This window comes from Bradyrhizobium sp. KB893862 SZCCT0404, assembly GCF_018130885.1.
In the GTDB taxonomy this organism is placed as follows: domain Bacteria; phylum Pseudomonadota; class Alphaproteobacteria; order Rhizobiales; family Xanthobacteraceae; genus Bradyrhizobium; species Bradyrhizobium stylosanthis.
The window spans coordinates 39499-55803 of sequence record NZ_JAFCLT010000009.1 but is presented as its reverse complement, the minus strand read 5'-3'; the positions used below and the strand labels follow the sequence as shown (position 1 = coordinate 55803).

Annotated in this window: 19 protein-coding genes; 9 read left to right on the top strand and 10 right to left on the bottom strand. The window is 64.8% G+C overall.

Annotated elements, in window-relative coordinates; translation table 11 throughout:
• Window positions 1-164 precede the first annotated feature (164 nt).
• Window positions 165-788, top strand: coding sequence for an outer membrane protein (locus JQ617_RS30040; RefSeq protein WP_063687278.1), 624 nt, complete (start codon window positions 165-167; stop codon window positions 786-788).
• 133 nt (window positions 789-921) lie between these two features.
• Here JQ617_RS30040 and JQ617_RS30035 read toward each other — a convergent pair whose 3' ends face one another.
• The 4 genes from JQ617_RS30035 to JQ617_RS30020 all read right to left on the bottom strand — a co-directional run bounded on the left by JQ617_RS30035 (window position 922) and on the right by JQ617_RS30020 (window position 3721).
• A complete protein-coding gene (locus JQ617_RS30035) occupies window positions 922-1137 on the bottom strand; it encodes a cold-shock protein (RefSeq protein WP_008544396.1) in 216 nt (71 codons plus the stop codon).
• A 253-nt stretch (window positions 1138-1390) separates the two neighbouring features.
• Window positions 1391-2254: a 23S rRNA (adenine(2030)-N(6))-methyltransferase RlmJ gene (locus JQ617_RS30030; RefSeq protein ID WP_212029480.1), complete on the bottom strand. Its 864-nt coding sequence runs from the start codon at window positions 2252-2254 to the stop codon at window positions 1391-1393.
• Window positions 2255-2447: 193 nt separating this feature from the next.
• Window positions 2448-3140 carry a ribonuclease T2 family protein gene (locus tag JQ617_RS30025; RefSeq protein ID WP_063687281.1) on the bottom strand — a complete coding sequence of 231 codons (693 nt, stop codon included), beginning with the start codon at window positions 3138-3140 and terminating at the stop codon, window positions 2448-2450.
• Between the two features lie 119 nt (window positions 3141-3259).
• On the bottom strand, window positions 3260-3721 hold the full coding sequence (locus JQ617_RS30020) for a hypothetical protein (protein WP_063687282.1): 462 nt from the start codon (window positions 3719-3721) through the stop codon (window positions 3260-3262).
• 182 nt (window positions 3722-3903) lie between these two features.
• Here JQ617_RS30020 and JQ617_RS30015 point away from each other — a divergent pair, with 182 nt between their 5' ends.
• Together JQ617_RS30015 and JQ617_RS30010 are read left to right on the top strand one after the other, a co-directional pair.
• On the top strand, window positions 3904-4197 hold the full coding sequence (locus JQ617_RS30015; RefSeq protein WP_063687283.1) for a hypothetical protein: 294 nt from the start codon (window positions 3904-3906) through the stop codon (window positions 4195-4197).
• A gap of 45 nt (window positions 4198-4242) precedes the next feature.
• Window positions 4243-4773: a DUF3617 domain-containing protein gene (locus tag JQ617_RS30010; protein ID WP_212029479.1), complete on the top strand. Its 531-nt coding sequence runs from the start codon at window positions 4243-4245 to the stop codon at window positions 4771-4773.
• 113 nt (window positions 4774-4886) lie between these two features.
• On the opposite strand, the gene JQ617_RS30005 is transcribed toward JQ617_RS30010, so the two are convergent.
• From JQ617_RS30005 to JQ617_RS29995, 3 genes are read right to left on the bottom strand one after another with little or no spacing between them, the layout of a single operon-like run.
• Complete coding sequence (locus JQ617_RS30005) at window positions 4887-6275, bottom strand: ATP-binding protein (RefSeq protein ID WP_212029478.1); 1389 nt, start codon at window positions 6273-6275, stop codon at window positions 4887-4889.
• Between the two features lie 18 nt (window positions 6276-6293).
• Entirely contained in the window at window positions 6294-7025 is a 732-nt protein-coding gene (locus JQ617_RS30000; protein WP_063687286.1) for a response regulator, read from the bottom strand.
• Window positions 7022-7564 (bottom strand): MarR family winged helix-turn-helix transcriptional regulator, encoded by a 543-nt coding sequence (locus JQ617_RS29995; RefSeq protein ID WP_063687288.1) that lies wholly within the window; start codon window positions 7562-7564, stop codon window positions 7022-7024. The genes JQ617_RS30000 and JQ617_RS29995 overlap by 4 nt, the downstream gene beginning before the upstream one ends.
• Window positions 7565-7904: 340 nt before the next feature.
• Between JQ617_RS29995 and JQ617_RS29990 the strand changes: the two genes are divergently transcribed.
• The 6 genes from JQ617_RS29990 to JQ617_RS29965 all read left to right on the top strand — a co-directional run bounded on the left by JQ617_RS29990 (window position 7905) and on the right by JQ617_RS29965 (window position 13000).
• Window positions 7905-8987, top strand: coding sequence for a branched-chain amino acid aminotransferase (locus tag JQ617_RS29990; RefSeq protein WP_212029477.1), 1083 nt, complete (start codon window positions 7905-7907; stop codon window positions 8985-8987).
• A gap of 177 nt (window positions 8988-9164) precedes the next feature.
• Window positions 9165-9683 carry a DUF2314 domain-containing protein gene (locus JQ617_RS29985; RefSeq protein ID WP_212029476.1) on the top strand — a complete coding sequence of 173 codons (519 nt, stop codon included), beginning with the start codon at window positions 9165-9167 and terminating at the stop codon, window positions 9681-9683.
• Window positions 9684-9811: 128 nt separating this feature from the next.
• The gene (locus JQ617_RS29980) at window positions 9812-10336 is read left to right on the top strand and encodes a YegJ family protein (protein ID WP_212029475.1); all 525 of its coding nucleotides are present in this window, start codon (window positions 9812-9814) and stop codon (window positions 10334-10336) included.
• Between the two features lie 212 nt (window positions 10337-10548).
• Entirely contained in the window at window positions 10549-12069 is a 1521-nt protein-coding gene (gene hisS, locus JQ617_RS29975) for a histidine--tRNA ligase (protein ID WP_212029474.1), read from the top strand.
• Between the two features lie 92 nt (window positions 12070-12161).
• Window positions 12162-12416: a tautomerase family protein gene (locus JQ617_RS29970; RefSeq protein ID WP_283806164.1), complete on the top strand. Its 255-nt coding sequence runs from the start codon at window positions 12162-12164 to the stop codon at window positions 12414-12416.
• Window positions 12417-12607: 191 nt separating this feature from the next.
• Complete coding sequence (locus tag JQ617_RS29965; protein WP_063687296.1) at window positions 12608-13000, top strand: thioesterase family protein; 393 nt, start codon at window positions 12608-12610, stop codon at window positions 12998-13000.
• A gap of 59 nt (window positions 13001-13059) precedes the next feature.
• On the opposite strand, the gene JQ617_RS29960 is transcribed toward JQ617_RS29965, so the two are convergent.
• The 3 genes from JQ617_RS29960 to JQ617_RS29950 form a co-directional block, all read right to left on the bottom strand.
• On the bottom strand, window positions 13060-14412 hold the full coding sequence (locus JQ617_RS29960) for an NAD(P)H-dependent oxidoreductase (protein WP_212029473.1): 1353 nt from the start codon (window positions 14410-14412) through the stop codon (window positions 13060-13062).
• 80 nt (window positions 14413-14492) lie between these two features.
• A complete protein-coding gene (proC, locus tag JQ617_RS29955; protein ID WP_249157689.1) occupies window positions 14493-15386 on the bottom strand; it encodes a pyrroline-5-carboxylate reductase in 894 nt (297 codons plus the stop codon).
• 159 nt (window positions 15387-15545) lie between these two features.
• Window positions 15546-16046: a type III secretion system chaperone family protein gene (locus tag JQ617_RS29950; RefSeq protein WP_212029472.1), complete on the bottom strand. Its 501-nt coding sequence runs from the start codon at window positions 16044-16046 to the stop codon at window positions 15546-15548.
• Window positions 16047-16305: the final 259 nt, after the last annotated feature.

Genomic DNA, 16305 nt, shown 5'->3' with positions numbered 1-16305 from the left:
TTGCTTAAGCCTGTTAACAGCGCGGTAACCCGGCTTAACAGGCCTTTAACTTAAAACTCTCGATAAATCCTACGCGAAAAGGTCGTGGTTCCGTAACCATGCGCTTTTGCCGCGCGCGGCGGCGCCGGCAGCGCAAGGGGACAGTAGTTGCGTTGGAGAGTGTGATGAAGGGGTTGGTCGTGGGCGCAGCCGCGTTGGTTGCTGCCGGCTGGACAGCTTCGGCAGAGGCCGCCGATATGAACTATGGCGGGCGTGCCCCCTATACCGTGAACCAGCCGCTGAATGCGTATAGCTGGGCCGGTCCCTATCTCGGCGGCAACATCGGCTATGAATGGGGTTCTGTCAGCAACAGCCCGGTCAAGCCGTCCGGCTTCACCGGCGGCGTGCAGGCCGGCTACAATTTCCAGAACGGCCCGTTTGTGTTCGGCGTCGAGGGTGACATCCAGGCCGCAGGTGCCGACGACACCTTCGCGCCGTGGAAGTTCTCCAATCCGTGGTTCGGCACCCTGCGTGGCCGCGCCGGCTACGCCTTCAGCAACGTGCTGTTCTACGCCACCGCCGGTCTCGCCTTCGGCGAGCTGCGTGCGCAGACCTTCGGCTGGACCGAGTCGCACACGACCGCCGGCTGGACCATCGGTGCCGGTGCGGAAGTCGGCTTCGCGCCGAACTGGAGCGCCAAGCTCGAATATCTCTACATCGATCTGTCGACGAGTCAGTTCGCGATTACGGGCGTGTCAAACGGCTATAGCGCCAGCGTTGTGCGCGCAGGCGTGAACTATCACTTCTGATAGCTGAAGAAGAAAATACCGGACCACAGCCTCCCGGCCGCTCGCGGCCGGGATTTTTTTGCGCCAGATACTTTTGCACCAAGTACTTTTGCGACAGGTGCTTTCGCGTCAGGCGTTTCGCCGGGCTAGCCCGCTAGGACAGGATCACAAGGTTGACCGCCTTGGGTCCCTTTCCCTTCTTGTCCGGTTCGACTTCAAAAGTAATGCGCTGTCCTTCGGCAAGATCTTTCAGTCCCGCACGCTCTACAGCCGTAATATGAACGAAGACGTCGCGACCGCCGTCATCAGGCTTGATGAAACCGTAGCCGCGCTCGCCGTTGAAGAACTTAACTGTTCCCGTCATGGCCATCGGGAAACTCCCCCTCATTGCTCCTCCGTCGCGACGCAGACGCACGTCGCAACATGACCGGGCCTTACGAAGCCCGGGAGAGCTGGCCATCCTTCGTCGGGCCTCATCGGTCCGGCGGGATCTTTCTTAGGCCTTCACTCCGCCGCAACCATTCGCGGAAGCGGAACGTAAAGCCAGTCACGGAAACAGCATAATACGGTTCTTTGCAGATTGACTATGGCTACTGCATATTTTTCCCAAGAATGCCGGAGTGTTACGACTGTTTGGGTACCTCTAATCGGAATCTGGCAGCACCACCCTGGCCGAGCGGCATTTCCAGCTCCGGCAGGATGGTCTTGAGCTCGCCTTGCAGTGTGTAGGGCGGATTGACGATCAAGAGCCCGGTCGAGGTGAGAGGCCCGCCATCGGCTTGCGGTGCGGCGCTGAATTCAAGGCGCAGGCATTTGCCCGGCGGTTTTGCTGCGCCTGCGAGGCGCGCCACGGATTGCGCCAGCGTGTCAGTGGCACGCCGGCTCTTGGCGGGATACCAGATTACATAGATACCGGTCGGCCATTTCGTGAAGGCTGTCGCGAACGCTTCGCCCAGTCGCTCGAATTCGTCCTTTGCCTCGAACGGCGGATCGATCAGCACGAGTCCGCGCCGTTCCTTCGGCGGCACGAAGGCCGGCAGCGCCATCCAGCCGTCGAGATCGACCACGCGCGCCTGCTCGTCGCGGCGCAGCACGTCGATCAGTGCCTTGCGCGCCTTCGGCTCGAGTTCGCAGGCGACGAGGCGATCCTGCGGTCTGAGCAGGCCGCGCGCAATCAGCGGCGAGCCCGGATAAGCCTTAAGCTCGCCCTTCGGATTGAAGGCGCGAACGATGTCGAGATACGGCTTGATCAGTGCCACGGTGTCGTTCGACAGGCGCGCCTGCATCAGCCGCGCGATGCCGGTCAGCCACTCGCCGCCACGTCGCGCCTCGTCGCTTTCGAGATCGTAGAGCCCGGCACCGGCATGGGTGTCGATGACACGAAACGCGGCCGGCTTGTCCTGCAGGTAGGTGATGATGCGCGCCAGCACGATGTGCTTGATGACATCGGCGAAGTTGCCGGCATGGAAGGCGTGGCGATAGTTCATGGGAAGAGCACTACGCCACGTGATGGCTTGAGCAAAGAGGCACGATCACGTGTCCCGGACGCGGTGCAACGCGTGAGCGTTGCGGCGCAGAGCCGGGACCCAGGGACCAGGGATTCCCGTGCAGCATGGGCCCCGGCTCTGCAGCGCATCGTCAAAGAGACGCTGCGCTGCGTCCGGGGCACGAGCATTTGCTCTACCCACCCCTGATCGGCGGCATCGTCACGTGGTCGCGGCGGCAGGCGCGGCGGTCGATCTCCTCACAAGCGCGGAATTGCAGGTCCTTGCTGAGGCAGATGCGCACCTCGGACAGCCGCGTCCGGTTGCAGGTGACCGAGACGGCGGCACTGCTGAGGCCCGGATTGGCTTTGATGAAGGCCTCCTCGACATCGCCGGGCGCCACGGTCTTGGCCTGTGACAAATCGAGATATTCGGCGGGAATCTTGATCGCGGCGCGCGCTTTGCGGATCGTCTCGAAATAGCTGCGATCGGCGAGCCCCGAGCAGGTGCCGTGCTTGTCCCACTCGTTGAAGATCAGGCCCGGTGCCGGCATCAGGTCGAGCATCGAGGAGACGATGCTGCGGTTCAGCCGCGGCGCCGGCCGCTGGCAATATTCCGGAAAGCCGTTCTCATATTGCGGCCACAGCCCGTGCACCACGAAGGCGTAGGGCCGGCCGCTGCACTGGATCTGCGAATTGCGGCCGCGCTCGGCGGCTTCCTCGCAGAACGAGGGCGACCATGACAGCGACAGTACATAGAAATCGAATTCGCCGGGCGCGTTCTGCCGCTTGTCCTGCGCCTTCGCGCCGCCGGCGAGGGTTGCCAAGGCGGCAGCGAGGGTCAGCGAGATCATCAGACGGGAGAACGAATGCAATCTGGAATGAAACATGGCAACGCCCCTCAACTAGACTGTGCAAACGAGCCTAGCAGGCAACAAGAACATTTCAAGAACAAAATTGTCGCTGGTGCCGTCCGGCCGCTTGATCGGGCCGAATCAGGCGCAGGGCTTTACGGCTTGGCGGCGCGGCAGGCCGGGTTGTAGGCCCAGTTGCGGTCGAGCCCGACCACGCACCATTCGACACCGTTGCCGTAGCCGGCAAAGCCGCCATCCTCGATGATCGAGAAGTGCACCTTGCGCACCTTGCCGTCGGTGAGCATGGCCTCGCCGGTGCAATAGCGGCGCGGAATGTTGTCGGACTGCCAGGGCCGGAAGGCGACCTCGTGAACGGCCGAGAAGCCCGTGATCTTCAACGGGGAATTCCAGAAGGAGCTTTCCTTCTCCCAGAACTGGGTGGCGATCGTCGGCAGCGCCTTGTCGCAGTCGGCGACGGCGCCGTCATAGCGCGGCCCGCTCAGCCAGAAGTTCAGCTCCAGCGGGTTGGCGGCCTTGGCCTCGCCGAGCGAGAGCGCCCCGAACATGAGGCCGAGCAGGGCGGCGAAACGGAGCGATTTCAGGGTGAGGGCGCGCATGGGCAATCCGGACAGCTGGGTCTTGCGAAGCCCGGACGGTGCCGCGAAGGCCAGGGGAGGTCAAGTGCAGCGCGGCAACACTTGGCCAGGAGTTGATCATAACGCCGCAGCCGCCGCCCTTCGGTTCTTTTCACTTCCGTCCCGGCACCGTAAACTGGCGCCGACCAATTGGAGTGACGGGAATGCGAATCATTGCGGCCGCGGGCCTTCTTGCCCTGGGTATGATGGCGAGCCAGCCGGCGCGCGCCGATCTGCTTCCGGTGCCTCCGTTCAAGGGCAACGACACCGGCGGCATCATCGCCTATTCGATGGCGACCCAGGTCGATGCGCGGCAGGTCGCGGTCGATCACTGTGCGCGCTACGGCAAGGTCGTCAAATTCCTGGGCGTGCAGGCCTATGAGGGCGGATACATCTCGTTCTCCTGCCGCTGGGTGCCCTATGGCGCCGCCGAACGGCCGATCCGCACGCTGTACTGAGGCGCCGTCGCGGCGCCGTACTTTCTCAGCCGGGAGCCTACTCACATGACGCGCAAACTCGCTTTGCTCGGCTCGGCCGTTTGCTTTGCCTTGTCGGCAGGCAGCGCCTGCGCCGACGATCTGCCGGTGCGCAAGGCTGGCCTCTGGCAACTGAAGCTGGTCACGACCGGCTCGCCCGTGCCCGAGATGACCATGCAGCACTGCACCGACGAGACCGTCGACAAGGAGATGAGCAACAACGTCTCCCCGATGGCCAAGCAGATCTGCGCCAAGCAGGAGATCAAGAAGACCGCGACCGGCTATGTCAGCGATTCCGAATGCAGCGTCGCCGGCGTCAGCACGACGTCGCATGCCGAGATCACCGGCGATTTCAACTCGGCCTATACGGTGAAGTCCACCTCGCACGCGCAAGGCGGCGTCGCCGGCGCCGCGGGGCGCGATAGCACCATGACGGTGCAAGCCAAATGGCTTGGCGCCTGCAAGGCGGATCAGAAGCCGGGCGACATCGTGATGCCCGGCGGCTTCAAGATGAACGTGCGCGACATGGACAAGCTGAAGGCGCTGCTGCCGAAGTAAGGTGAGGTTCGTAGCGCGGATGGAGCGAAGCGAAATCCGGGGCCTTTTCTCAGTCGCACAGAAAGAATCCCGGATTGCGCTTCGCTCCATCCGGGCTACAGCCGCCTTCTCTGCTACACCGGTATCCTCACGCTCGCTCTCAATCCACCCATCGGGCTGTCGCCGAGCGTGATGTCGCCGCCATGCGAGCGCGCGATGTCGCGCGCGATCGCGAGGCCAAGGCCGGTGCCGCCCTCGTCCTGGTTGCGCGCGTTGTCGAGCCGCAGGAACGGCTTGAACACCTCTTCGCGCAGATGGGCGGGAATGCCGGGGCCGTCGTCGTCGACCGTGACGGTCAAATAACGGTGATCGCGCTGGCCGGTGATGGCGATCGCCTTGCCGTAGCGCGCGGCGTTGGTGACGAGGTTGGCGAGGCAGCGCTTGAACGAGGCCGGCTTCACCGTCACCACGGGTAGGCCGTTGAAGGCGACGGTCGCGGTGTGGCCGTGACGCTCGGCGTCGCTGCGCAGCTCCTCGAGCGCCTGCGCCATGTCGGTCGGCTGCGACTGCTCGCCGGAATCGCCGCGGGCGAAGGCGAGGTAATCCTCCAGCATCATCGACATCTCGTCGACGTCCTTGCGCATGCCTTCCATCTCGGGGCTGTCGCCGATCAGCGCCAGCTCGAGCTTGAAGCGGGTCAGGATGGTGCGCAGATCGTGGCTGACGCCGGCGAGCATCGCGGTGCGCTGCTCCATCGTGCGTTCGATGCGCGATTTCATCTCCAGGAAGGCGACCGCCGCGCGCCGTACCTCGCGCGCGCCGCGCGGCCTGAAGTTCGGCGCCTCGCGGCCCTTGCCGAAACTCTCGGCTGCGTCCGCAAGGCGAAGGATCGGCTTGATCTGGTTGCGCAGGAACAGCACCGCGACGATCAGCAGGATCGAGGACGTGCCGACCATCCAGAACAGGAAGATCTCCGAATTCGAAGCGTAAGCGGCGCTGCGCTGCGCGAACACGCGCATCACGGCATCGTCGAGCTGGATGCGGATCTCGACCAGGTTGGAGCGGCCGACGGTGTCGATCCAGAACGAGCGCCCGATCTGGCGCCCGAGCTGCACCGACAGCGTCTGGTCGAGCAGCGAGAAGAACGGCTTCGGTCCCGGCGGCGGCATGTCGCCGGCAGGTAGGAAGTCGACGACGAGGCCGAGGCGCTGCTGGGCGATGCGCTTGATCTGGTCGCGATCCTTGTCCTGCGGATAGCCCTTGTAGACGTCGATCAGTGCGGCGATGTCCTGCACCACCGCGGCCGACAGGCGGCGCGTCACGGTGTTCCAGTGCCGCTCCATGAACACGAAGGCGACGACCGACTGCAGGATCACCATCGGCACGATCATGATGAGGAGCGCGCGGGCATAGAGGCCGGTCGGCATCCAGCCCTTGAACGCGTTGCCCATCCAGCCGTTCGCGGCGGAGACGCGGCCCGCTGCGCTCTTGAGCAGCGTCAGGCCGGTGTCGATCGTGCTCATCGGTCGCGGTTCACTGATCTATGGCGAGGCCACTAGGCGATAGCCGATGCCGCGCACCGCCTGCAGGAACAGCGGATTGGCGGGATCGGTCTCGATCTTGCGCCTGAGACGGTTGATCTGCACGTCGACGGCGCGTTCGTTGACGCTGCCATTGCCGGTCAGCGCGCTGCGCGGCACGGTCTCGCCCGGCGTCTCCGAGAGAATGCGCAGCATCTCGCGCTCGCGGTCGGTGAGGTGGATGACCTCCTCGCCCTGGCGCAGTTCGCCGCGATCGAGATGGTAGACGTAGGGACCGAACGCGATCTTGTCGACCGCTGCGGCCTGCGGCGGCGGCGCGGCGCGCTTGAGAATGTTGTTGATGCGCAGCGCGAGCTCGCGCGGCTCGAACGGCTTTGCGACGTAATCGTCGGCGCCGATCTGCAGGCCTTCGATGCGTGCTTCGGCCTCGTGCCGCGCGGTCAGCATCACGATCGGCACCGAGGAGGAAGTGCGGATGAAGCGGGCGAGGTCGAAGCCGGTCTCGCCGGGCATCATGACGTCGAGGATCAGGAGATCGAAATGCAGGCCGAGCAGCTTCGAGCGCGCATCGCCGGCGCTTGCAGCTGTTGTCACGCGATAGCCCTCGGCGGCGAGGAAGCGCGAGAGCAGATCGCGGATGCGGCGGTCGTCGTCGACCAGCAGCAGATGCGGGGCGTCGTCGGCGGGCTGCACCGGCGGACGGGCGAGCGTGGCTGCGAGCGGCACGGTCACTCCTTGGCGTCGTGGTTGACGGAAGCGAAGATCGTCTCGAGCACCTTGTCCGGATCGTCGCGATCGATCATGGCGCGCAGGAAGCGCTTCACCGTCTCCGCGTCCTCGGGACTCATCTCGGCGAGCGCCTTGGTGATCCGCGTGGTCTGCAGGCCGGCGAGCTTCTGCACCAGCGTCTCGCCCTTCGGCGTCGCGTAGAGCAGGCGCTGGCGGCGATCATTGTCGCCGGTCTTCTGCACGATGTAGCCCTCGTCCAGGAGCTGCTTGAGCACCCGGCCGAGCGACTGTTTTGTAATGCGCAGGACGTCGAGCAGGTCGGCGACCTTCAGGCCGGGATAGCGATAGACGAAGTGCATGACCCGGTGATGAGCCCGGCCGAAGCCGAACGCCTCCAGCTCCTGGTCGGGATCGCCGACGAAATCGCGATAGGCGAAGAACAGCAGCTCGATGATATCCCAGCGCAAATTGCCTCCATCGCCTGCGGCCGGCCGCGGCTCGGCAGCGTCTTGAGAGGAAGTCGCGAAATTTATGTCAGGCATATTGACGTATCTTGGGTTCAATGTTACAAAACGATCGACCCGCACGAAATTTTAGATCGTTCCGCGTCGGGTGGCATCGTAGCAGGGCGGCCAGAGAGAGCCGGACAGGCGGCGACGGCCGAAGCAGATCTACCGTGCGATTGTCGAGCGGCATTTCGGCAAAACATACTGGACTTCCGCCTTCCGCAAAAGCATGTCCTCGGCGGACATGCTGGCCACGGAAACCGGCCGTAACATGGCTGGCGGCGGTCCGGCTAGAAACCCAATCAAGCCAGCCGGGCCCGGAAGCGGGCAGGCGGGCGCCAGAACAGCGCCGCTACCGGCAGCGGGAGGCAAGGACATGACTATGAAATTCGACATCCAGCCCGCAACAAATCCGACCCCCGAGAAGGACCGCGTCGCCAAGCTGGTGGACCCCGGCTTCGGGCGGGTCTTCACCGACCACATGGCGATCGTCCGCTACAACCAGGCCAAGGGCGGCTGGTACGAGGCGAAGATCGAGGCACGCGCCAACTTCCAGATGGATCCGGCCGGCGCCGTCCTGCACTACGCCCAGGAAATCTTCGAAGGCCTCAAGGCCTACAAGCGTGACGACGGCGGCGTGAACCTGTTCCGCCCCGACGCCAATGCGCGGCGCTTCAAGGACTCCGCTGACCGCATGGCGATGGCGCAGATCCCCGAGGACGTCTTCATCGAGGCGGTCGAGCAGGTCGTGCGGATCGACCGCGCTTGGATGCCGGGCGGCGAGGGTAGCCTCTATCTGCGTCCCTTCATGATCGCGAGCGAGACCTTCCTCGGCGTCAAGCCGTCGTCAGAATACATCTTCTCGGTGATCGCTTCGCCGGTCGGCTCCTACTTCAAGGGCGGCCCTGCGCCGGTCTCGATCTGGGTCTCCGAGAACTACACGCGCGCCGCGATCGGCGGCACCGGCGCCGTCAAGTGCGGTGGCAACTATGCCGCGAGCCTGCGCGCACAGGCCGAAGCGATCCAGCACGGCTGCGATCAGGTCGTCTTCCTCGATGCGGTCGAACGCAAGTACATCGAGGAGCTCGGCGGCATGAACGTGTTCTTCGTGTTCGACGATGGTTCGCTCTCGACGCCGCCGCTCGGCACCATCCTGCCCGGCATCACCCGCGATTCCATCATCGCGCTCGCCCGTGATGCCGGAAAGACGGTGCGCGAGGAGCCGTACTCGCTCGACCAGTGGCGCAAGGATGCGGCCTCGGGCAGGCTGAAGGAGGCCTTCGCCTGCGGCACCGCCGCCGTCATCTCGCCGATCGGCAAGGTGCGTTCGGTCAGCGGCGATTTCGAGATCTCGGGCGGCGCCGCCGGCCCCGTCGCCATGGGCTTGCGCAAGCAGCTCGTCGACATCCAGTACGGCCGCACCAACGATCCGCACAACTGGATCCGCAAGGTGTTTTGAGGTCTCGTGTCCCGGAGTGAGTGCCGGGATTGAGATCGCAACAGGGATCGGCAGCGCATCTTCTTGTGAAGGCGGTGCGCTCCGTTCTTGCCGGACCATATAACCTTTAGTTGTTGAAAACTTCGATGCAACTGTGTGAGAATGTCTGGGACATCAAGCTCCCAGACATTGCGCTCCATGCCCACCCCTCTTTCCCAGCAGATCAAATGGGCCGTATCCGCTGTCGTAACGGCAGCCGTTCTCTACGGTATTCTGACATTGCGTACGGGCCCCACGGTCGAAGTGGCGGACCGGGTCATCAGCGTCGCCGACACGGACGCCGAGATGAATGCCGCGATCGCACGCGCACGCGCTACGCTGCCTGTCTTCTGGGCCTCCTATGAGGCGCCAAAACGGATGGAGACGGACCACGCCCTCAAGGTGCGATTTCGGGCCGTCGGTAATGACGAGCACATCTGGATGAGCGACGTGAAGAAGCTTCCGAGTGGTGAATATGCCGCCCGTTTCGCGGACACGCCTCGGAATCTGCCGGGAAAGCGGTTCGGAGACCTCACCGAGTTCAGGGATGCGGACATCTCGGACTGGATGTTCATGCGGAACGGCAAGATCGTCGGCGGCGAAACCATCAAGCCGCTGCTCAAATCCATGCCGAAATCCGACGCCGACGCACTCCGCGCGCGGATGGAGCAGCCGTAAATCCTCCTTTCCTTCTCCACAAGGGGAGAGGGGAAAAGCGCAATGCTTGTGGACTTTTGCGCTGTGAACTCTCCGCCACAACAACGCGACAAAGCCAGGACACACCGAGCATTCCTGGAATCGCGATCATGGCAACCAAACTCTGCCAGCCCATGAAATGGGTCGTTCTCGCCGCCATCACCGGCATCTCCGTTTTCGGCATCCTGACCATCGGTCCGACGCACGAGGTCGCAGCGCAAGACCGCTCGCCGATCGTCGACGTCCGCACCACAGATCCCGAAATGAATGCCGCGATCGCGCGTGCGCGCGGCACGCTCCCGACCTTCTGGGCTTCTTACGAGGCACCAAAACCGTCCGAGACCGGCCATTCGCTGAAGGTGCGCTTCACGACCCGCAAGGGCGGCGAGCACATCTGGATCGGCGAGGTGAAGAAGCAGCCCGGCGGGACCTATTCGGGCCTGTTCGCCAACGAACCGCGCGACCTGCCGGGCAAGCATGCGGGCGACCAGGTCAAGTTCACCGAGGCCGACATCTCGGATTGGATGTTCATGCGCAACGGCAAGATCGTCGGCGGCGAAACCATCAAGCCGACGCTGAAATCGCTGCCCAAGGCGGATGCCGATGCCCTGAGGGCAAGGATGGAGCAGCCGTAATCTCTCGTCCCCGCTCCCCGCCTAGCCACACACTCCGTCATGCCCGGGCTTGTCCCGGGCATCCACGTCTTTGGCACCGCCATCGCGGCGCGTGGATGGCCGGGACATAGGCGAGCGGCAGCGACGCCGTCCTTCGGACGGCTATGCCCGGCCATGACGAGTTCTACGGATACTCTGGTTGCCGCCACCGGCCCCGGCTGGTAAACGCCCGCATGGCCGAAAAACCCAAAAAACCCCAGAAACTGAAGGCGCGCCTGCCGCGCGGGCTCGAGGATCGCGATCCCGCTGCGATCCGGGCGACGCGCGAGATGGTCGAGAAGATCCGCGCCGTCTACGAGCTCTATGGTTTCGAGCCGGTGGAGACGCCGGCGATGGAATATACCGACGCGCTCGGCAAGTTCCTGCCCGACCAGGACCGCCCGAACGAGGGCGTGTTCTCGTTCCAGGACGATGACGAACAGTGGATCAGCCTGCGCTACGACCTGACCGCGCCGCTCGCCCGCTATGTCGGCGAGCGCTACGGCACCGATGGCCTGGTCCTGCCCTATCGCAGCTATCGCGTCGGTTACGTCTTCCGCAACGAGAAGCCGGGCCCCGGCCGCTTCCGCCAGTTCATGCAGTTCGACGCCGACACGGTCGGCTCGGCGACGCCGGCGGCGGATGCCGAGATCTGCATGATGGCCGCGGACACCATGGAAGCGCTCGGCATCGCGCGCGGCTCCTATGTCGTGAAGGTCAACAACCGCAAGGTGCTCGACGGCGTTCTCGAAGCCATCGGGCTCGGCGGCGATGAGAACGCCGCGCGCAGACTGACGGTGCTGCGCGCGATCGACAAGCTCGACAAGTTCTCCGCCGACGAAGTGCGCAAGCTGCTCGGCCCCGGACGCTGGGACGGCGGCGAGGAAGGCAAGGGCGACTTCACCAAGGGCGCCAATCTGAGCGAGGCCGAAGCCGACGTCGTTCTCGCCATCACCAAACCGCGCGAGGATTGGAAAGAGGCGATTGCTGCGGCGGAAACCTACCTCGCCAAGAGCCAGGTCGGTCAGGCCGGCGTGAGCGAGCTGGAAGAGATTGCAAAACTGGTCACGGCGTCGGGTTACGGCGCGGACCGCATCAAGATCGATCCGTCCGTCGTGCGCGGCCTCGAATATTACACCGGCCCGGTCTACGAGGTCGAACTGCTGCTCGAGACCAAGGACGAGAAGGGGCGCCCGGTGCGGTTCGGCTCGGTGGGCGGCGGCGGGCGCTACGACGGCCTGGTCTCGCGCTTCCGCGGCGAGCCGGTGCCGGCGACCGGTTTCTCGATCGGCGTCTCGCGCCTCCAGGCCGCGCTGACCTTGCTCGGCAAGCTCGATACCCGGCCCGAATTCGGGCCCGTCGTCGTCACCGTGTTCGACCGTGACCGCGTCGCGGACTACCAGAAGATGGTGGCGTCCATGCGCAGCGCGGGAATCCGCGCCGAGCTCTATCTCGGCAATCCCAAGAACATGGGCAACCAGCTCAAATATGCCGACCGCCGCAACTCACCCTGCGTCATCATCCAGGGCTCGGATGAAAAGGCGCGCGGCGAGCTGCAGATCAAGGATCTGATCGAAGGCGCGAAGGCGGCCGCTGCGATCGCCTCCAACCAGGAATGGCGCGAGACCCGTCCGGCGCAGTTCTCGTGCAGTGAAGCCGATCTCGTGACGAAAGTCCGCGAGGTGCTGGCGCGCCATGACGTAAAGTGGGGATAGCCATTCCGGCAGGCCGTCATGCCCGGGCTTGTCCCGGGCATCCGCGTCCTGTTTGATGCGCTCCTTCATGAAGGACCGGGGTGTGCCCGGTCATCGCGACAGCAGCAGGGAATGGCCGGTATTCGGCCGCAAGGGAGAGAACAATGCCTGAGATCACCGTCAGCATGGCCGAAGGCCGCACCGACGAGCAGAAGGCCGGCATGATGCGCGACATCACGCAGGCACTGGTGAAGAATCTCGGCGTCGACGCCGATGCCGTCGTCATCCAGATCAACGAAGCCCCGCTCCGCCACAAGATGAAGGGCGGCAAGACGTTCGTTGAGCGCGCGGCGGCGGCGAAGAAGTAGGCCCTGCTGCAGAGTCGATCACCAGTGTCGTCCCCGCCTAGTGCGCAATTGCGCACGGGGGGCGGGGACCCATAACCACAGGGAGTGGTTGTGGGCACGCTGGCAACTCCTAGTCTTCGTCAAACTCGATCCAGTGGTTATGGGTCCCGGATCTGCGCTTCGCTTGTCCGGGACGACATCGAGCAAGCACCATGGACGCACGCGACTTCATCACGACAGGCATGAGCGCCGAGCGCACGCTGGTGGTCCCGGTGGAGCGCACGGTCGGGCATTTCGTGCCGGGCATGCCGATGGTCTATGCGACGCCGATGATGATCCTCGAGATGGAGATGACGTCGGGCGATGCGATCCGCTCGGCGCTGCAGCCGGGCTGGGTCACGGTCGGCACCGAGGTCGACATCCGCCATCTCGCAGCAAGCCTCGTCGGCGCGACGGTGCGCACCACCGCGAAAGTGGTCGCGGTCGAGCGCCGCGTCATCCGCTTCGAGGTCGAGGCGTTCGAGGGCACGCGCAAGCTCGGCGAAGGCCGCCACGCGCGCGGGCTGGTGAATGTCGCGATGTTCAACAAGCGGCTCGGGGCCTAGCCAAGGACTCAGGTGCCGTAGGGTGGGCAAAGGCGCAAAGCGCGGTGCCTACGGCACTTCTAGCGCGGTTTCGGCGACGCATAGAACGCTTCCTGCTCCTTCCGGATGCGTACGGCCGGCAGCGTCTCGTCGATCGCCACATCGGCCCAGGTGATGCAGGCGTCCTTTGCGACCGGCCTCGTCAGTCGCACATTGTGCGCAAGCCCGAGCGGCAGATAGCCCTTGGCCAGCGACGTGCTCGCCGGCGTCAGCTTGCCGAAGACGGTGTAGCCGCCTTCTCCGTCCAGCGTATCTCCCGCGCGCAAATCCTTCTTGGCCGTCGCGGCGACATCGGCGTTGAACGTGGTCGCGACGCCCGTCGCCTCCTTGCGCAGGGCGATCGAGGCGACGGAAATGCCGAGCTCCAGACCGATGAGATGCCACTTCTTGTAGGAGCTCATGTAGCGGCCGCTCGGATCGGTGACGACGCTGTATTCCTGGAAGCAGTTGCGGATGTACTCGCTGTCGCCTTCGAAACAGACCCAGACGCCCTTGCGGATGTCGTTGGGGATCGGTTTGCCCTCAGTCGTCAGGCAGGAGACGACTTCGACCAGGCCCTTGGATTCCAGCACGCCGCCCTCGGAACGGGGACGCATCAGCGTCGGGATGTCGTCGACCGATCCCGGCGGGAATGCGAGGCCTTGCGAGGGCGCCTCCAGCCCGGTTGCGTTCGCGATCGCGGTGGATTCGATCGCCGGCTTGGAGCCGTCGAGGAAGGCGTTGAACATTTTCGGATTCATGCCGCCGCGCGCGGCTTGCTCGGCGGTGAGACCCCAGTGGTCCCAGACCGTTTCGGGCGTCGATTCCCGATAGTGCGGCAGCCATTTGTGGCCGCGGCCCGCCGCCACGACCGGGAAACCGCAGGCCTTCGCCCAATCGACGAGATCGCAGGCGAGCGCCGGCTGATCGCCATAGGCGAGGCTGTAGATCACGCCGGCTTGCTGCGCTTTTTGCGCAAGGATCGGTCCGCAGAAGGCATCGGCCTCGACGGTCACGTTGACGACCGCCTTGCCCGCAGCAAAGGCGCCGAGGCAGTGTTCGACCGCCGCCACGGGATTGCCGGTGCACTCGGCGATCAGCTCGATGCCGTCGCACTTCACCAGCGCCTCCCAGTCGTCGGTCAGGAAGGTCGTGCCGGTCTTGAGCGCATTGTCCAGCGAGCTTGCTGCGAATTGCTCCGCCCGCCAGCCGACCCGGCTCAGGTTTTCGCGGGCACGCGACGGTGACAGGTCCGCAATTCCGACGAGATGGACGCCCGGTGTGCGCAGAACCTGATGCAGGTACATCGCACCGAATTTGCCCGCTCCGATCAGCCCGATCCTGATGGGGTGGCCGCTGGCTTGTCGTTCGAGAAGTTTCGCGTGGAGGTTCACGATCGCTCTCCCTGTCGGCAACAGCCGGGATCGCCTCGCATCCGGCCGCCCATCGCGGCCGAAGCGCGCTCCTGATCTGCCTACTTCGCCAATTCCTTCGACCGCTTCGTCGCCGCCGCGATCGCGCGGATCATCAGCTCGCGCAAACCAGGCTCGCCCATCAGCACGCCGAGCGCCGCAGCCGTCGTGCCGCCGGGCGAGGTGACGTTCTGGCGCAGCGTGGCCGAGGGAAGCTCCGACTGGTGCAGCAACTCGCCGGAGCCGGCGACGGTCTCGCGCGCGAGCTTCGTCGCGAGCGCCTCGGGCAGGCCCGCCTCGACGCCGGCCCGTGCAAGCTCCTCGGCGAGCAGGAACACATAGGCCGGGCCCGAGCCGGACACGGCGGTCACCGCGTCCATCAGGCTTTCATCCTCGACCCATTCCACCGAGCCGGTGGCGCGCAGCAGCGCGTCGGCTACCGCGCGCTGACCCGCGCTGACGTTGTTCGCCGCGACGGCCACGGTGATGCCGCGGCCGATGGCGGCCGGCGTATTCGGCATCGCGCGCACCACGGCGCCGCCGCAGACCTCTTCGAGCGATGCGATGGTGGTGCCCGCCATGATCGAGACCACCGAGGTCTTCTCCGAGACGAACGATTTCAGCTTCGCGCCGGCCTCGCGGAACATCTGCGGCTTCACCGCGACGACCATCGTCTCGACCCGGCCTGCGGCCGTCACATCGGGATTGAGCGCGACGCCCTTGGTGGCCAGCGCGGTGATCTCCGGCGAGATGAACGGGTCCACCACCGCGACGCGGCGCGGGTCGAGCCCGCCCGCAAGCCATCCGGTCAGCATCGCGCCGCCCATCTTGCCGGCGCCGGCGAGCAGGATGGTGCCGGTGATGTTTTGAAGGGTGCTGTTTGCCACTGTGGTCACCACAAGCTCGTTGTCGTCCCGGCCTAGCGCGCAATTGCGCGCCGGGGGGCCGGGACCCATAATCACAAGCGTTTCTAGTGGATGAAGGTGGTCGCAACAAGCCGCGTACCACAAGATGGATCACGCGGTATAGGTCCCGGCCCCCCGCGCGCAATTGCGCGCTAGGCCGGGACGACGATGAGAGAGCGGGGCCCGCTCACCGCCTCGGGAGGGCGAGCCTTACGCCTCACCCACCGTGTCGAACATCGCGGCGTCCATGGCCTGCGCGGTGGTCTTGCCGGCCCACACCACGAACTGGAACGCCGGGAAGTAACGTTCGCAGGCGTGGATCGCGCCGGCGAGCATGGCTTCGCATTGCGCGGTCGAGGCGGTGAGGCCGCCCGGCAGCACCAGCGCCTGGCGGTGCATCACCATGCCGGTGTTGGTCCACAGATCGAAATGGCCGACCCACAGCTGCTCGTTGACGGCGGCGACGAGCCGCTGCACCTCGCCACGCCGCGCGAGCGGAATCTTCATGTCGAACGCGCAAGCCAGATGCAGCGCTTCGATCTCGCCCATCCAGGTGAAGGAGATCTGGTAGTCGGTCCACTGTCCCTTGGAGACAATGGTCAGCTCGTCTTCGCCGGAGCGTTCGAACGGCCAGTTGTTGCTGGCAGCGATGTCCTCGACCACCGCGAGCGGATGGCTTTTGGAATCGATAGTGCCTTCGAGCAGGGACATGCCGTCTCGACCTCTTGCCTTCTTGTTGTCTTTGATACGCACGCGGTCGGCCCGGCACGCTCCCTCAATGTCGCTGTTGCGATCGCTCGGATCAGCGCGGGCCTGTCGCGGATCAAGTGATGTGATTTGCGGAATCTGCGCAACGGGGTCGCGAGTCCGTCCACAAGCCAGGACTCGTTCGTCCACAGCTCATCTCCGCCACAATTATTAACGCAGCAGGGTCGCGATCCGGATGGAGGAGAACAAACCGGAATCGGAT

Excerpts from the sequence above, each read along its gene's own strand:
- hisS (WP_212029474.1), top strand. The coding sequence starts at position 10,549 with ATGGCCGAAAAACCCAAAAAACCCCAGAAACTGAAGGCGCGCCTGCCG.
- JQ617_RS30035 (WP_008544396.1), bottom strand. The coding sequence starts at position 1,137 with ATGGCCATGACGGGAACAGTTAAGTTCTTCAACGGCGAGCGCGGCTAC.
- JQ617_RS30030 (WP_212029480.1), bottom strand. The coding sequence starts at position 2,254 with ATGAACTATCGCCACGCCTTCCATGCCGGCAACTTCGCCGATGTCATC.
- proC (WP_249157689.1), bottom strand. The coding sequence starts at position 15,386 with ATGGGTCCCGGCCCCCCGGCGCGCAATTGCGCGCTAGGCCGGGACGAC.
- JQ617_RS29995 (WP_063687288.1), bottom strand. The coding sequence starts at position 7,564 with ATGCCTGACATAAATTTCGCGACTTCCTCTCAAGACGCTGCCGAGCCG.
- JQ617_RS29980 (WP_212029475.1), top strand. The coding sequence starts at position 9,812 with ATGGCAACCAAACTCTGCCAGCCCATGAAATGGGTCGTTCTCGCCGCC.
- JQ617_RS30040 (WP_063687278.1), top strand. The coding sequence starts at position 165 with ATGAAGGGGTTGGTCGTGGGCGCAGCCGCGTTGGTTGCTGCCGGCTGG.
- JQ617_RS30020 (WP_063687282.1), bottom strand. The coding sequence starts at position 3,721 with ATGCGCGCCCTCACCCTGAAATCGCTCCGTTTCGCCGCCCTGCTCGGC.
- JQ617_RS30015 (WP_063687283.1), top strand. The coding sequence starts at position 3,904 with ATGCGAATCATTGCGGCCGCGGGCCTTCTTGCCCTGGGTATGATGGCG.
- JQ617_RS29950 (WP_212029472.1), bottom strand. The coding sequence starts at position 16,046 with ATGTCCCTGCTCGAAGGCACTATCGATTCCAAAAGCCATCCGCTCGCG.
- JQ617_RS29985 (WP_212029476.1), top strand. The coding sequence starts at position 9,165 with ATGCCCACCCCTCTTTCCCAGCAGATCAAATGGGCCGTATCCGCTGTC.
- JQ617_RS30025 (WP_063687281.1), bottom strand. The coding sequence starts at position 3,140 with ATGTTTCATTCCAGATTGCATTCGTTCTCCCGTCTGATGATCTCGCTG.
- JQ617_RS29965 (WP_063687296.1), top strand. The coding sequence starts at position 12,608 with ATGGACGCACGCGACTTCATCACGACAGGCATGAGCGCCGAGCGCACG.
- JQ617_RS30005 (WP_212029478.1), bottom strand. The coding sequence starts at position 6,275 with ATGAGCACGATCGACACCGGCCTGACGCTGCTCAAGAGCGCAGCGGGC.
- JQ617_RS30010 (WP_212029479.1), top strand. The coding sequence starts at position 4,243 with ATGACGCGCAAACTCGCTTTGCTCGGCTCGGCCGTTTGCTTTGCCTTG.
- JQ617_RS29990 (WP_212029477.1), top strand. The coding sequence starts at position 7,905 with ATGACTATGAAATTCGACATCCAGCCCGCAACAAATCCGACCCCCGAG.